This is a genomic window from Flavobacterium sp. KS-LB2 (genome assembly GCF_036895565.1).
Lineage (GTDB): Bacteria > Bacteroidota > Bacteroidia > Flavobacteriales > Flavobacteriaceae > Flavobacterium.
Window position 1 is genome coordinate 580,215 of sequence record NZ_CP145904.1, and the last position, 17,139, is coordinate 597,353.

The 17,139-nt window shown below is 32.3% G+C and carries 10 protein-coding genes and 1 tRNA gene; 10 read left to right on the forward strand and 1 reads right to left on the reverse strand.

Going from position 1 to position 17,139, the window contains the following annotated elements; translation table 11 throughout:
* The first annotated feature begins 207 nt into the window (after window positions 1–207).
* The 10 genes from V5J73_RS02570 (at window position 208) to V5J73_RS02615 (ending at window position 16,293) form a co-directional block, all read left to right on the forward strand.
* On the forward strand, window positions 208–657 hold the full coding sequence (locus V5J73_RS02570) for a GatB/YqeY domain-containing protein (protein WP_338647390.1): 450 nt from the start codon (window positions 208–210) through the stop codon (window positions 655–657).
* A gap of 63 nt (window positions 658–720) precedes the next feature.
* Window positions 721–794 (forward strand) — tRNA-Arg (locus tag V5J73_RS02575).
* Window positions 795–876: 82 nt separating this feature from the next.
* Entirely contained in the window at window positions 877–1,677 is an 801-nt protein-coding gene (locus V5J73_RS02580; RefSeq protein WP_338647391.1) for a zinc-dependent peptidase, read from the forward strand.
* A 357-nt stretch (window positions 1,678–2,034) separates the two neighbouring features.
* Window positions 2,035–4,758, forward strand: coding sequence for a hybrid sensor histidine kinase/response regulator transcription factor (locus V5J73_RS02585; protein ID WP_338647392.1), 2,724 nt, complete (start codon window positions 2,035–2,037; stop codon window positions 4,756–4,758).
* Window positions 4,759–5,148: 390 nt separating this feature from the next.
* Entirely contained in the window at window positions 5,149–6,687 is a 1,539-nt protein-coding gene (locus V5J73_RS02590) for a glycoside hydrolase family 32 protein (protein ID WP_338647394.1), read from the forward strand.
* Window positions 6,688–7,436: 749 nt separating this feature from the next.
* Complete coding sequence (locus V5J73_RS02595; RefSeq protein WP_338647396.1) at window positions 7,437–8,756, forward strand: sugar porter family MFS transporter; 1,320 nt, start codon at window positions 7,437–7,439, stop codon at window positions 8,754–8,756.
* A 4-nt stretch (window positions 8,757–8,760) separates the two neighbouring features.
* Window positions 8,761–10,356: a glycoside hydrolase family 32 protein gene (locus V5J73_RS02600; RefSeq protein WP_338647397.1), complete on the forward strand. Its 1,596-nt coding sequence runs from the start codon at window positions 8,761–8,763 to the stop codon at window positions 10,354–10,356.
* A 12-nt stretch (window positions 10,357–10,368) separates the two neighbouring features.
* Window positions 10,369–13,518 (forward strand): SusC/RagA family TonB-linked outer membrane protein, encoded by a 3,150-nt coding sequence (locus V5J73_RS02605; RefSeq protein WP_338647398.1) that lies wholly within the window; start codon window positions 10,369–10,371, stop codon window positions 13,516–13,518.
* 9 nt (window positions 13,519–13,527) lie between these two features.
* Window positions 13,528–15,267 (forward strand): RagB/SusD family nutrient uptake outer membrane protein, encoded by a 1,740-nt coding sequence (locus tag V5J73_RS02610; protein ID WP_338647399.1) that lies wholly within the window; start codon window positions 13,528–13,530, stop codon window positions 15,265–15,267.
* A 129-nt stretch (window positions 15,268–15,396) separates the two neighbouring features.
* Window positions 15,397–16,293 carry a carbohydrate kinase family protein gene (locus V5J73_RS02615; RefSeq protein WP_338647401.1) on the forward strand — a complete coding sequence of 299 codons (897 nt, stop codon included), beginning with the start codon at window positions 15,397–15,399 and terminating at the stop codon, window positions 16,291–16,293.
* Between the two features lie 59 nt (window positions 16,294–16,352).
* Here the strand turns inward: V5J73_RS02615 and rpe are convergent, their stop codons facing one another.
* Complete coding sequence (rpe, locus tag V5J73_RS02620) at window positions 16,353–17,015, reverse strand: ribulose-phosphate 3-epimerase (RefSeq protein WP_338647403.1); 663 nt, start codon at window positions 17,013–17,015, stop codon at window positions 16,353–16,355.
* Window positions 17,016–17,139 lie beyond the last annotated feature (124 nt).

Sequence of the window (17,139 nt, forward strand, 5' to 3'; positions counted from 1 at the left end):
ATTTTCTCCCAAAAAGGCTTTTCACTTCCATCTGGGGCAGGTGATTTGAGATTGTAGATTTAATATTGCAAATTTTAGATTTGTATTCTCAATAACTTTTCAAAATAAAATAAGGAGGTTCTGGTTTTTAATTTATAAATTAAGTTTTTAATAAAAATCAGATAATACCTTAAATCTAATATCAAGAATCTAATATCTAAAATTAATATGAGTTTATCAGTACAAATCATGGACGAAATGAAAACCGCCATGAGAGCCAAAGATACCGTTGCATTAGAAGCCTTAAGAGCTATTAAATCTGAAATACTATTAGCACAAACTGCATCAGGATCTAAGGAGGAAATTACCGAAGACGATGAAGTGAAATTGCTTCAAAGATTAGTAAAAACCCGTAAGGAAAGCGCTAGGATTTTTACAGAGCAAAATCGTTTGGATTTAGCTGAACCAGAATTGGCTCAAATTGCAGTAATTGAAAAATTCTTACCAGCACAATTAAGCGAAGCAGAAGTTGAAGCTGTAATAGCTAAAATTATTGCAGAAACTGGTGCATCAGGAATTGCATCGATGGGAAAAGTAATGGGATTGGCAGCAGCACAATTAGGCGGAACTGCCGAAGGAAAAACTATTTCTACACTAGTTAAGAAACTATTAGTATAATAAATTATGAATTTTAAATTACGTTTGTATAATTCGTAATTTTAAATTCGTACTTAAAATAATGGCTGCGTAGTTCAACTGGATAGAATATCAGATTTCGACTCTGAGGGTTGCAGGTTCGAACCCTGTCGCGGCCACAAATACAATACAAATGCTTCAAAATATCAAGTTTTCTTGAGATTATTTTGGAGTATTTTTGCTTTAAACCGGTAATGAAATATGTTGTTACAAATTTTTTTCTCAGTACTTTTTGGAGTGTTATTCCTTGCGCTTCTAATTTTTAGGGTGGTTGAACCAGCGTATGTCTTACTGTTTAATAAACCTCTTTATATACATTGGTATCCTTTTGCTAAAAAACTAAAAGCAAGTCAACGCCAAATATTAGTAAACGATTTTCCTTTTTACAATAGACTTTCTTCTAAAAGGAAAACGTATTTTGAACATAGAATAAATGAGTTTATTGTTAAGTATGAGTTTATAGGTAAGGAAATGATTGTTACTGAACAAATGCGAATACTGATTGCTGGAACCTATGTGATGTTAACTTTTGGGATGAGGAATTATTTGGTGAGTTTATTCAATAAAATAATAATTTATCCATCTAATTACTTTTCCACGGTGAATCAAACGACACATAAAGGGGAATTTAATCCAAGAATGAAAGCGGTAGTTTTTTCGTGGGAAGATTTTTTATTGGGGCATTCAATATCAAGTGATAATGTTAATTTGGGTTTGCACGAGTTTGCTCATGCTTTACATTTTCATTGTTTACGTAGTAATGATCCAAGTGCAATTATCTTTTTTGATGAGTTTAATGAAGTCGTAAAATATTATAGTGATCCAGTTTTAAATAACGAGTTAAATAAAAAAGACTATTTTAGATTGTATGCTTATGAAAATAAATTCGAATTTTTATCGGTTCTCTTAGAACATTTCTATGAGACTCCTCATGTTTTTAAAAGTAGGCATCCAGAATTATATGCTCATATTTCAAGAATGATTAATTTTCAAGAAGAATAGTTAAAATATAAGGAATAATACAAGTATCATTTTTATCAGCTTAATTCGGTTTTATATTTTACAATAAGTTCTTTTTGATGAAAATAGGTGGTAAGTTCCTAAAAGAAATTGGTTTATAAAATGAAATAGTAATACCCTATTTTTATATATTTGTAAAAATCATTTTATACTCAAAAAGAAATGATATTAGTTCTAGAAAAAAGAACAGTTACTATACTATTTGAATTGTCATAATCAAAAATTATTTTTTGTAAGGGTAAGAAGTCTGTAATCAGGGATATTATATAGACATGATTTTAGAAAATCAATTACAAGAATAACTGAAATTACTCTAAAATTTTTATAACCATAAATCGTATGTCAAGAAGAGGCTGTTTTATAGTACTGGCAAGTTTTGTATGTTTTCTGAATTCCTGTAATTCATCAGATGGGGATAGAAAGAAAATTTCTATAGGATTTTCACAAAGTATAGATCATGATATTTGGAGAAAATCAATGGACCATAGTATGCAAGTAGAAGCCTCACTTCATCCAGAGGTCAACCTGACCATTTATAATGCGAATCGTAAAGCTAAAAAGCAAATTAATGATATTGAAAAATTTATAGCAGATAAAGTGGATGTTATTATTGTATCTCCTTTTGAATCAGATTCTATAATTCCTGTAATTGAAAAAGCAAATGCTATAGGGATTCCTGTTATTATAGTAGATAGAAAAGTTAACACTTCAAATTATACATCATATTTAGGGGCAGATAATGTTGAAGTAGGGCGAATTGTCGGGCGACATATTGTTTCGTTATCTAGAGGGATTGCAAATGTAATCGAAATTAAAGGAGCTTCTTATACATCACCTGGTCTAGAAAGGAGTATGGGTTTTAGCCAAATTGTAAATCAATACCCTAATATTAAAGTAATTTCTATAGATGCACAAAATGATGAACTGCCTAAGGATTTGTTTATAAAAAGTTTGAAGAACTCTCCCGAAATAAATTTTGTTTATGCTTATAATGATGTAATTGCTTATCAGGCTTGGAAAGCGACCAGAGGGGAAAAGGCAAAAAATAAAATTAAATTTATAGGAGTTGATGGAGTTAATGGACCAAATGGAGGTATTCAGCTTGTCAAAGACGGAGTTTTAGAATCCACTGTCTTATATCCTACAGGAGGCAGTGAAGCTATTAAATTAGCATTGAAAATAGCTAATAACGAGATTGTACCGAAAAATAATAAACTCAATACTATATTAATTGACTCAGTTAATGCGGATATTATGAGCAATCAATTTGATAAGATCACAATTCATCAATCTGATATAGAGCAACAACAGAGCATTATCAAAAGTCAAGAAGAGAAATACTCCAGTCAGAGCAATCTTTTAAAACTTTTATTTTTATTATTTATATTGGCACTAGGTTTAGCTTTTTTTAGTATTTATTCCCGTATTACAATAAGTCGTAAAAAGATTGAATTAGAAGAGAGAAATAAGAAAATTAAAAGCCAAAGAAATGAAATTAAAAAGTATTCAGAAGAATTAAAACAAAGTAACGAAGCTCGTTTAAATTTTTTTATGGGATTATCTCATGAATTTAAAACGCCTTTGACTTTAATTTTAAGTTCTGTCGAATCTTTGGGTAGTGAACTCAAAACCAAAGGGAGTTCAGTAAATAAAGAAATTCATTTGATGTATAATAATTCCAGAAGGTTGCTCCGGCTAATCAATCAATTATTGGATTACAGAAAAGTAGAAGACAAAAAATTTATACTAAGGGCTTCAAGTACTAATTTATTAGATTTTTCAAAAAGTATCATTATAGATTTTGAAAGAGAAGCAAAGAAACTTAATATTGATTTCTCCTTGGTGTCAAATAATCCTGAACTTGAGGTATATATAGATCGTAATTTAATGGATAAAGTCTATTTTAATTTATTGTCAAATGCATTTAAATTCACTCCTGAAAATGGTAAAATAGCAATAAAAATAAGAGAAGATAAGACTAACAATGTAGTTAAAATATCTTTTAAAGATTCGGGAATAGGAATCCCGGAAAACGAATTAAAACAAGTTTTTAATGCCTTTTATCAAGGGTCGAATAATTATAGAAATAGCTCAGGGGTTGGGTTGCATTTATCAAAAAGTTTTATTGATTTGCATAAGGGAACTATAGAAATTATTTCTAAAAATGGGACCGAATTTATAATAACATTGCAGTTAGGAAAAGCACATCTTGACGAAAAAAATATTCTAATGAATCCGGTTTTAGAAATAATTAATCAAACAGATTATTTAGATGAAGAAGTGATTCAAAGTTCAGAGTCCAAAACTAATGAGGATAAATATTCTGTTTTGTATATCGAAGATAATAAGGATTTGTCTGATTTTATTTCAAATAAATTGTCTGTAGAGTATAATGTTTATGCCTCTAATGGATTTGATGCTATTGAACAATCTTTGGAAATAATACCAGATGTTATTATTTGTGATTTGAACTTACCTGGAAAAAACGGTTTTGAAATATGTCAAATTTTAAAGAAAGATCTTAGAACTTCACATATTCCAGTTTTGATACTGACCGCCTCAGATGATCCGGATTCTTATTTAAAAGCATTAGAGAGTGGTGCTGATTTATTTTTGACAAAACCTTTTAATTTAAAAGTCTTATCCCAATCTATAAAAGGGTTGCTTTTTAATAGAGAGAAACTTCGATTTTATTATACCAATAATATTTTAAAAATCGAGGATGGTGATTTTGGTGTTTCTGAACAAGATTTTCTAAGAAAGTTGAATGATCTTATTGAAAAAAATTTGGATAATTCTGCTTACACCGTTGAAGATCTCGCACGAAGTTTAACTATTTCTCGGGTACAATTGTATCGAAAAGTGAAAGCTATATTAGGAATTAGTGTCAGTGACTATATAAATAATATGCGATTAGATAAATCAAAGGAGCTGTTGAAAAAGTCAGAATTAAACATTTCAGAAATTGCCTATGCAGTGGGTTTCTCCTCACCAAATTATTTTTCAACTTCTTTTAAAAATAAATTTGGTGTTACACCTAAAGAATATAAAAGTAAAAAATAGATGGTTTTCTATTGAACGGGTTTCTTCCTAAGAAAAATAGCGTAACATAATTGTATTTTAGGTAACATAAGAGTAACTACAACGAAGTAGTTACTCTTTTTGTTTGTATCTAATGTGTTGATAATTATAGTTTTGAGTGATTTTTAATGGTTTTGTAAAGCATTGTATGAAATCATACCATTCTTGATATAAAAGCCGATTTTTTAAAAATATCTTAGTAATTGAATTTAAGGTCTAAACATAATTATTTTTTTTGATTTTAAATTGCAGCTGCGAAAGATCTTGAAAGTTTCTAAATTCTTTTTGATCGTTTCCTTTTTCTCACATAAATATTTTATCTGAGAGTATCAAATCTTTTTGCGCACTTATAATTCTCGTAAACCATTCAATATGAAAATAAATCGCACGTTTTTATGCCTTCCACTTTGTTTAGCATTATTTAATAATTGCACTAAAGAGGATAAACCAACTGAAACCCCTATTGTAGAAACAAACGCTCCTGAGTGTCAAACTCCTAATGAATCGGATAATACGTATCGAACATTTTTTAAGCCTTCTATTGGTTGGGTTGGTGATCCCATCCCATTTTATGAAAATGGTATCTTCCATCTTTTCTATTTGTACGATGCAAGAAATACAATGCCCACCTTTCACCCATGGTATAAAGTAACTACGTCTGATTTTGCAACGTTCACTGACACTAGTGAAATGATTGCCACAGGGATTTCGAATCAGCAGGACGGAGCATTGGGAACCGGATCCGTTTTTAAAAGGAATGGAATTTATTACGCTTTCTACACAGGACATAACGGAATTCTTGATCCTAAAGAAAAAATTATGCTGGCAACGTCTACGGATTTAAAAAATTGGACCAAAGATTCTTCATTTTTATTGCAGGCTTCTTGGGGATATGATCGCAATGAATTTAGAGATCCAATCGTCATAGAAAATAAAAGTACAGGAATGTATAAAATGTTGATTGCGACACGTTCTGAGGTTAGTTTAGTTTCTAACAGCACTGTGCCATGGCGGGCGGTTATCGCGCAATACAGTTCTGCGAATTTGAGAGATTGGATTTTGGAAAAGCCATTTTATGAGGATGCAACTACCTTTATAACAGAATGTCCTGATGTGTTCACGATGGGTGATTATCAGTATTTGATTTACTCCAATATTGATGATCGAATGGTACACTATAAATACCGTTTACTGACAGCCAATACTTGGATTACTCCTGTAAATACTGCCTTAGATGGAATTGCTTTCTATGCTGGAAAAACAGTTACCGATGGTGTAAACCGATATATAACTGGATGGTGTCCTACTAAAAATAAAAATAGTGATGCCGCTGTTTTTGATTGGGCTGGATCGCTTGTAACGCATCGACTTGTTCAGCATCCAAATGGAACATTAGGTATTGCGATACCTAATGGTGTAGACAACAAGTTTATTATTAATAGAGCTTTAAATTCGAAAATAGACTTTGGAACTTCAAAGCAAGGAGATGCCTATACATTGAAAGGTAATTCGGCTGAAAAAGCATTTTCAGTGTTTGACAGAGAAACTGGAGCATTTAAAATTAAAGCACATATAAAAGCGATATCATCCACTCAATTTGGTTTTGAATTTGGAGCCTGTGGAACACGAAATGAAGTATTTGCCATTGTATTCGATTTAGCCAAAAATCAATTACGATTAGATAAGGTTATAAAAAATGCGTCCTCCTTAAATCTAACGCAGCTTCCGCTAAACGTTCCGGCTAATAAAGAGTTTGATGTTACAATCATTTCTGAAAATTCGGTATGTGTGATATATATTAATGACGAAATCGCTTTTACAAACCGTATCTATAAAATGAATCAGAATCCTTGGGCTATTTTTGCTGATAATGGTGAAGTCACTTTTTCAGACTTAAAATTATTTAAATAAAAGGAGTATAGAAAAGGATGACTTTAATCTTTATTATAACGCTAGTTTTTATAAAGATTCAGGTTATTGATTAAAATTAATTCTGTTCATTTATCACTTTATAACCTGCGTAATGTTAAAATAAAAACCATCAAAATCTAATTTTGATGGTTTTTTTATGGCTTTATTTCAATGTAATGATTCTGGTGTTTTCCACACTGGATGTAACTATTGGGAATCTGGGTTCGAGTGCCTTTTCCTTAATAAAACGGAGTAGAACATACATTAGTAATAGTTTTAATATAAGTTGTCTTATTCTTGTTGCAATTCCTATACTCAATTATAAAAATATCCTTGAATCTTGAGATTAAACTGCATTTGCATCTGTGTAATTTTTCTTAAAAGCTTGAGAATACTTCATAATATAGAATTGCTTAATAAATTCATTTTTTTTATCGATTATTTTTAAACTTCCTCTAAAAATAAATTTAAAATTTTACTAATTGAATAAAATCCATCAAGTGACTTTTTTTTATTCCTGAATATCTATTTTTTTTAAAAAATACGTGTAACATGATTGTAACACGTGTAACATAATCGAACTACAACGAAGTAGTTATTTGTTTATTTTAAATTGTAACTATCTGATAATAAGTATTTTGTTGTTTAATCGCTATTGGGAAACAGTATTAAATGAAATTGTAACATCCTCAAAATAAAAGTGAAATTTATGCGGATATCTTAGCAATCTAATTTAATATTTTTTGATAATGAAAAAAATTGTTGTTTGGGCTTTAATTGCTTCATTAGCAGGTTTCCTGTTTGGTTTTGATACTGTTGTTATTTCTGGAGCAGATAAAAAGCTTCAAGTTCTTTGGAATTCTTCGGATGCATTTCACGGGACAGTTGTTATGGGAATGGCATTATGGGGAACTGTACTTGGGGCAATATTTGGAGGGATTCCTACTAATAAGATTGGGAGAAAAAACACCTTATTGTGGATAGGGATTTTATTTTTGTTTTCTGCAATTGGATCTGCTTTTGCAAATAATCCATTTGTGTTTGCCGCATTTAGGTTTGTTGGTGGTCTTGGTGTTGGGGCATCGACCATTGCAGCACCTGCATATATTTCAGAAATAGCTCCTGCAAAAGACAGAGGTAAGCTGGTTGCTTTTTATCAATTCAATATTGTTTTAGGGATTCTGATGGCTTTTTTGTCTAATTATCTTTTAAATGATGTAGGTGAAAATTCGTGGAGATGGATGATGGGAGTACAAGCAATTCCATCAGTAATCTATATTTTATTAATTATTTCAATTCCTGAAAGCCCAAGATGGTTATTGTCTAAACTCAAGAATGACGAGGCTAGAAGAGTGTTGCAATTAATGGGGCAAGAAGCGGATTATGAAAATATAAAAGAAGAAATAGAAAAAGATAATAACGATGCTTCTAAGGCTGATGATACTATATTTTTAAAGAAATACAGAACACCTCTAGTATTGGCTTTTTTAATGGCTTTTTTCAATCAATTATCTGGAATTAATGCTTTTTTATATTATTCCAGCAGAATATTTCAAGAGGCGGGTCTTGGTGAAAGTACCGCTTTACTAAGTAGTATTGGAATAGGAGTGGTGAATTTACTTTTCACACTATTGGGCGTTTTTTTAATCGACAGATTAGGGCGAAAAATATTAATGTACATTGGTTCTGTGGGGTATATTATATCACTTTCACTTGTTGCAATGGCTTTCTTTTTTCACTGGGAAGGAATGGCTGTTCCCGTTTTCTTATTCTTGTTTATTGCTGCACATGCGATAGGTCAAGGTGCTGTAATTTGGGTTTTTATATCAGAAATTTTTCCAAATCATCTAAGAGCATCAGGGCAATCCTTTGGGAGTACTACGCATTGGGTTCTGGCAGCTATTATTCCATCATTAATTCCGTATCTATTTTCTACAGTAGGGCCTGGAGTAGTATTTATATTTTTCGCAGTGATGATGGTTTTTCAACTCTTGTTTGTTCGATTTATGATGCCAGAAACCAAAGGAATTTCTTTAGAGGAGTTAAGTAAAAATTTAATAAACGAATAAAATTATGAGCAAATTAAAAATTATTAAATATGTTGGAATGTTAAGTTGCATAATGATTTTTACAACCATATTTAGTTGTAAAGAGGGTTCTTTAACAGACAAGAAATATACTGAAGAAGAATTGTATCGGCCTAATTTTCATTTCACTCCTAAAAAGGGCTGGATGAATGATCCTAACGGGATGTTTTACTACAACGGGTATTACCATCTTTTTTATCAATATTATCCGGATTCAAATGTTTGGGGGCCCATGCACTGGGGTCACGCCATCAGTACTGATCTTATAACATGGGTTGAAAAACCCATCGCACTTTATCCAGATGAAAAAGGATATATTTTTTCAGGAAGTGCAGTGGTTGATGTAAAAAATACTTCAGGATTTGGGAGCGTAAAAAATCCTCCAATGGTAGCCATGTTTACCTATCATGATATGAAGAAAGAAAAGGCTGGGGAGACAAATTATCAGTCGCAAGGTATAGCGTATTCCTTAAATGAAGGGTTGACTTGGACGAAATATGAAGCGAATCCAATTATTAAAAATCCAAACATTAAAGATTTTAGAGACCCTAAAATGACTTGGGATGCGATTCATCAACAATGGTTAATGATACTTGCTGCAGGAGATAAAACAATGCTTTACGGTTCTAAAAATTTAAAAGAATGGGCACTGCTTTCAGATTTTGGTAAAGAGATTGGAGCTCATGAGGGTGTTTGGGAATGCCCTGATTTTTTCCCTATGCTAGTTGATGGTACAGATGATTACAAATGGGTCATGTTATCAAGTATTAATCCTGGAGGACCTAATGGTGGCTCAGCTACACAATATTTTGTAGGTGATTTTGATGGAAAAAAATTCACTATTGATGAAACTTTTTCAAAAGATGTAAAGCAACAAAAAGGGCTTTGGATTGACTATGGTAGAGACAATTATGCAGGAGTTACTTGGGCAAATATTTCTGAAGTCGATGGAAGAAAATTATTTATAGGATGGATGTCAAATTGGCAATATGCTGAAAAAGTACCTACCGAAAAATGGAGAAGCAGTATGACTATACCTAGAGAGTTAGTACTTGTTAAAGATAACGATCATTATATAGTTTCTTCTAAACCCGCAAAGGAATTACAAAATTATATTGCAAAAACGATTAAAAAAGAATCTCTTAAAATAGATAAGGAAACTGTCTTGGTAGATAAGTCAGTAGTCGATTTATCAAAACTTGATATTCATTTTTCTTTAAAGAACCTAAAAAAGGATGTTTACACTTTTTCCTTATCAAATGATGCTAAGAATACAATTCAATTTGGAATCAATAATAAGGAGAATTACTTTTTTATTGATAGATCAAAATCTGGGAAATTAGCTTTTTCTAATCTTTTCGCAAAAAACATTTCAAAGGCTCCTTTTAAGGGGAGTTTTGATAAAATGGATGTAAGAATAATCGTTGATAAAACCTCAATTGAAATTTTTTATAACAATGGAAAAACAGTTATGACTGAAATATTTTTTCCAGATAAACCAATGGAATATTTTTCAGTTTCTAAAGCTAATACGGAGTATACCATTGAAAACTTAATTATTAACCAACTAAATTTTAACTAAACCAACTAAATTATGAAACACAAAATTATTCTTTACTTAATCCTTATGGGTTCGTTTTTTTCGGTATCGGCCCAAAATATAGAAATCAAAGGAGTGGTAACTTCTTCCGAAGACGGAATGTCTCTTCCTGGTGCATCAGTACTGGTTTCTGGAACTAAAGTCGGAACAACTACGGATCTCGACGGTCAGTTTTCGATAAACAATGTAGACAAAAATGCAACTTTAATATTTAGTTTTACTGGATATGAATCTCAGTCTGTTAAACTTAATGGACAAACCACTTTAAAAATTGTATTAAAAGCAGAGTCTTTGAAACTGCAAGAGGTTGTTGTAACTGGTTATTCTAAAGAGAAAAAAGCCGATTTAACTGGTGCAGTTACCGTAGTAGAATTAAAACCTATTACAGGTCAAACCATGAGCTCTGGAAATGCTATGCAAGCTTTGCAAGGAAGAGTTGCTGGTTTGAATATAGAAAAATCAGGAGATCCAAGTGGGGCAAATAGTAGAATATTAATTAGAGGGGTAAGTACACTTGGTAATACAGACCCATTATATGTTATCGATGGTGTTCCTACAACAAGACCAGAGGTTTTTGCTAGTTTGAGTCCAAGTGCTATTGCATCTATTCAAGTTTTAAAAGATGCTTCGGCTTCCTCTATTTATGGGTCTAGAGCAGCGAATGGAGTAATCATTGTTACTACTAAAAATGCAGCAAAAGGCGGCTTGACTAAAGTATCTTACAGTACAAACGTTTCTATTCTTTCAGAGAAAAAGCAACGATATAAAATGCTAAACGCTTTGGATAGAGGAAAAGTGTTATGGCAAGCCTCTGTTAACGATGGAGCAAGTCCGTCTGGTGGATATGGAGAAATCTATGATTTTGATTGGAATAATGATTTCAGTAATCCAATATTGAATAGTGTAAGCGTAAAACCGTATGTAGGAGGAGATACTAATGTTCCGTCAGGAGATACTGATTGGCAAGATACTGTATACAAAACAGGGCTTCTTATTAATAATGATTTATCTGTCTCTGGAGGATCTGATAAAGCGAATGCAGTATTGAACTTAGGATATTTAGATAATTCTGGTATGCTAAGATATACTAATTATGACCGATATTCTGCAAGACTTAATGCCAATTTCAAGTTGTTTAACGATAAAGTAAGATTTGGTGTGAATTCTCAATTTACACAATCAAGCGAAAGAAATGCTGCTAACGACGTTGGAGGCGCTCCAACACCAGGTTTAGCAATAACTCTTGCCCCAACGATTCCAGTTTACACTGCTTCTGGTGAATATGCTGGCCCATTGGGATCCGGTTATTCAGATAGAAATAATCCACTATTAATGCAATATTTGAACAGATGGGATAATAGCAAAAAAATGGCTTTGTACGGTAATGTTTTTACTGAAATTGATATTTTGAAAGGGTTAACTTTAAGAAATAGTATTGGTATGGATTTTAATGATTTCAGCAGAAAAGACATTGAACCGATCGTGAGAAATGGATTTGTCAACCGAAATAACAATAGTTTAGCTTTTGATACCAATAAATATTCTAGTTTAACAATTTCAAATACTTTAAATTATAATTTCAACGTTTCAGATCATAAATTTGGAATCCTAGTAGGAACGGAATCAACCAAAACGGATTTGAATACGTTGTTTGCTAGTGCTGAAGGATTCGCGGTTGAATCAGAATCTTATTTTACACTTTCTGCGGCTACTGGAGCTAGAACAAATAATGGAATTTCAACGGGTAGTAGACTACTTTCTCAGTTTGGTAAATTTAATTATTCGTTTTCTGACCGATATTTAGCTTCATTTACTATTCGTAGAGATGGTTCATCAAGATTTGGTCAAGACAATAGATATGGTATTTTTCCAGCTGTTACTGCAGGATGGAGGATAAATAATGAAGAATTCTTTAAAAATGTAACAGCAGTTTCAAACTTGAAACTACGTGCTGGTTATGGAGAAGTAGGAAATCAATCTATTGGAGATAATGCTCGTTTTGGTTTATATGAAGCGAGATATGGCCCAAATCAAAATGTTTATAATCCGGATTTTTTCAACATTTATTATAATGTAGGTACTGCATATGATTTAAATGGAACTAATACAGGAAACTTGCCTTCAGGATTTGTGTCTATACAGGCAGCGAATTCAGGATTGAAATGGGAAACTACCAAAGAGGTGAACGTAGGTTTGGATTTTGGTTTTTTCGGAGATAAATTATCAGGTTCATTTGATTATTTCTCAAGAAAGACAGTGGGAATTTTGATTAAACCACCAGTTGCATCAGCTGTTGGAGAAGGACAGCAACGTTTTGTAAATGGTGCTTCGACTGCAAATAAAGGTTGGGAACTTACAGTAGGATATGCAGATAAATTAGATAATGGATTGTCTTTTAATGTTACTACAAATTTTGGTGCAACTCAAAATAAAATCACAGATTTGCCTGAAGTAGTAAGAGCAGCATATCCTGGAACTGCAGCTAATTCGATAATTGGTCATTCACAGTTTGAAGTTTTTGGATATAAAACCGATGGATTATTCCAAAGTCAAGCTGAAATAGATGCACATGCTACTCAAGTAGGTTCTCGATTGGGAGGTATCAAATTTGTTGATATCAATGGAGATAGTGTGATTAATTCAGATGATAGAACTTTTATTGGTACAACACTTCCAAAATTAGAATACGGTATTAATATTAGTTTAGCGTATAAAAATATTGATTTCTCCATTTTTGGTTCTGGTGTGGCTGGAAGAGTTGGGGTTGATCCGTATGTTTTTTGGAATAATTTTGTTCAAGGAAGAGATAATGCAGGGCCAGGAACATTGAATGCTTGGACACCAACAAATACTAATACTGAGGTACCATCTCTTTCATTAGCAAACAATGACACACAGATGTCAGATTATATCTTAAGAAATAATTCTTATTTCAAAGTTAGAAACATGCAAATTGGGTATTCATTCTCAGATGAGTTAGTTCAAAAATCGGGATTCATCACAAGTTGTAGAATCTATGCTCAAGGAGAAAATTTATTTTGGTTTACTCCAAAAGGATATATTGGTTCCGATCCAGAGCGAACAGATGTGAATAGAATACCAGTACCAACTACCTTCTCATTAGGTGTAAACTTTAATTTTTAATTAATTCTCATGAAAAAATATAATAAAATAGTTATCAGCTTCTTGTCGGTTTTACTTCTGGCATCATGTAGCGAAGAATTTTTAGATTATGAACCAACAGGCGTATTGTCTTCTTCAAATGTGGCGACAGCTGCAAATGCAGAAGCACTTGTAAATGCGGCTTATGCTGCAATTGGAAATGACGAAATGGTAGGCCCAATAACAAATCAATGGGTATATGGAAGTGTACGATCTGATGATGCCTATAAAGGAGGAGGAGGTCGTGGCGATGTAGATGTGATTGACCGTTATGAACAATACAATACAACTATTGCAGATTACGGTGACTGGATGTTGCCTAGAACTTGGACAAATCATTATAAAGCAATTTCTAGAGCTAATTTTGCCTTGTCTGTTATCAATGTCATTCCTGATGCGGATTACCCATTAAAAAAAGTAAGACAAGCAGAATTACGTTTTTTAAGAGCACATTCTCATTTTATGCTAAAGTTATTGTTTAATAAAGTTCCTTATATTACAGAAGAACTGTCTCAGGAAGATATATTAAAAACGTCAAATGACTTAACAAGTGATGCTTTATGGGACAAAATTGCAGAAGATTTTCAATTTGCATTTGATAATTTACAACAAAGTCAAGATCAAGTGGGTAGAGCAGATAAAAATGCTGCTGCTGCTTATCTTGCTAAATTAAATTTATATCAGTCATATAAGCAAAATGATGCACATCAAGTAACTAGTATAGATGCAACAAAATTACAAAAAGTAATAGATTATGCTGATAAAGTGACAGGAAGTTTAGAGCCTGACTTTGCAAATAATTTTTTAGATGGTCATGATAATGGTTCAGAATCTATTTGGGCTGTACAATTCTCTATAAATGACGGAACCAATACAGGAAGAGTAAGTTTTGTTACAGGATTAAACTCTCCTCATGGAACGCCTCTGTATGGATGTTGTGGCTTTCATATGGCAAGCCAAAATATGGTGAATGCATTTAGAACTGATGCTAATGGCTTACCATTATTAGACACTTTCAATAATTCAGATATTTTTAATACAATAACTAATGGTGATGCTCCACTATCAGCTGGAGTTACTTTAGACCCAAGAATTGATCATACTGTTGGTGTTCCGGGAAGACCATTTAAATATAAAAACACGCTAAAAAATTCAGGTGATATGGTCTATAAATTGAGTTGGGCTAGAGATCCAGGTGTTTATGGATACTTTGGAAATATGAAAGAGCAACAATCTCCCGACTGCTCTTGTTATGTGAAGAACGGGCCATTCATTGGGACTTCTAAAAACGTTGATTTTATCAGATATGCAGATGTGTTATTATTTAAAGCAGAAGCATTAATCCAATTAAATAGATATGCCGAAGCATTGCCAATAATTAATCAAATTAGAGCTAGAGCTGCGGCTAGTACTGCAATGACTTTAGCGGCTGGAGCTTCAAGTGTTTATAAAGTTCAACCGTATACTTCTTTTGCTTCAAAAGATTATGCAATGAAAGCATTAATGTTTGAAAGACGTTTAGAATTTGGTATGGAAGGACCAAGATTCTTTGACCTTGTAAGATGGGGTATAGCTGAGCCTGTTTTGAATGCTTACCTTACTGTTGAGAAAACTAAAAGAGATTTTCTTTCAAATGCTAAGTTTACAGCAGGTAGAGATGAATATTATCCAATACCTCAAAGAGAAATTGATTTTACTGGAGGTTTGTACAAGCAAAATCCTGGATATTAAGGATTAAATTTGTTTTGATGTTTGTTTAAATTGTGTTAAAGGTAAGATATGTTCTTACCTTTAACTTTTAAATGTTTTATTGAATAGGTCGGTTTTTTGCTTATTCTTAATTTTTTAATAAGTTTTATTATGAATGCAAAATACACTTTAAGTGCTGTATGTTTTGGGGAAGTTTTATGGGATATTTTTCCAACACATAAAAAAATTGGAGGAGCTCCATTAAATGTGGCTTTACGAATGAATACTTTTGGAGTAGAAACATCTATGATAAGTCGTGTTGGTGTAGATGAAAATGGAGAAGATATTTTATCTTTTTTAAGCAGTCAAGAAATCACTACTGATTTAATTCAAGTAACTAAAGAATACAAAACTGGCGCGGTACATGTAATGATAAACGAAAAAGGAAATGCTTCCTATGATATATTGTATCCTTCTGCTTGGGATAAAATTGTAGAAACTGAAACAATGGATAAGGTGATTTCTGAAGCAGATGTATTTGTGTTTGGAAGTTTAGCGTCTAGAGATGAGGTTTCTAGAGAAACTTTGAATTCTATTTTGGATAAAGCAAAATATAAAGTTTTTGATGCCAATCTAAGAGCTCCATACTATAGAATAGAGGTTTTGAATAAGCTGATGCAAAAAGCTGATTTTATTAAGTTGAATGATGAAGAATTACGTGAAATAAGTAGAGAGTTGGGATCCCCATATAACTCATTTGAACAAAATATTAAATTCATTGCTGAGAAAACAAATACAAAACAGGTTTGTGTAACTAAGGGAGAATTTGGAGCTGTTTTATATTATAATGATAAATTTTATTACAATAGTGGTTATTTTGTAAAAGTAGTTGATACAGTAGGTGCTGGAGATTCTTTTTTAGCCTCGCTTATTATCCGATTGCTTAGAGGAAAATCGCCACAAAAAGCATTAAATTATGCCTGTGCAGTAGGTGCTCTAGTTGCTGGTGAAGAGGGGGCTAATCCTAAGATTAATGAAAAGGAAATTAAAAAATTCATGATGATTTGATAAAATCAAATTCATAGAAAACTAGATGAAAAAGTCCCAATTAAGGGACTTTTTTACTTTTATAGAGTTGTTAATTTCTTCAAGTCAGCAATAGTTGCTGTTGGATTTTCAGCTTTAAAAACAAAACTTCCGGCTACCAAAACATCGGCACCAGCTTCCACTAATTGTTTTGCGTTTTTATTGGTTACACCACCATCAACTTCAATGATGGTAGAAGCTCCTTTTTTAGTGATTAAAGCTTTTAGTTTTTCAATTTTAGAGTACGTATTTTCTATAAACGATTGTCCTCCAAAACCTGGATTCACACTCATGATACAAACTAAATCGATGTTATTTATGACGTCTTCTAGTAGGTCAATATTAGTATGTGGATTAATAGCAACTCCAGCTTTCATTCCTTCGGCTTTGATGGCTTGTAATGTTCTATGGAGGTGGGTGCAAGCTTCATAATGTACACTTAGAACATTTGCTCCTAAAGCAGCAAAAGTTTTAATGTAACGGTCTGGATCTACAATCATCAAGTGAACGTCAATTGTTTTTTTGGCGTGGCGGTTTATTGCTTCCAGAACTGGCATTCCATAAGAAATGTTTGGTACAAAAACGCCATCCATGATATCAATATGAAACCAATCAGCTTCACTGTTGTTAATCATTTCGATGTCGCGTTGCAGGTTTCCAAAATCGGCAGCAAGCACAGATGGTGCAATAAGTGTATTCTTCATTGTGTAGTTGTTTAATCTGAATTAATTTCAGATTCTTAAGTTGTTGTATTGTGCAAAAGTAGTTTTTTTGCAGCAATTGGAGAAAGTTTTTATAGATTCAATTCGTGAGTTGTTCCTGCGATTT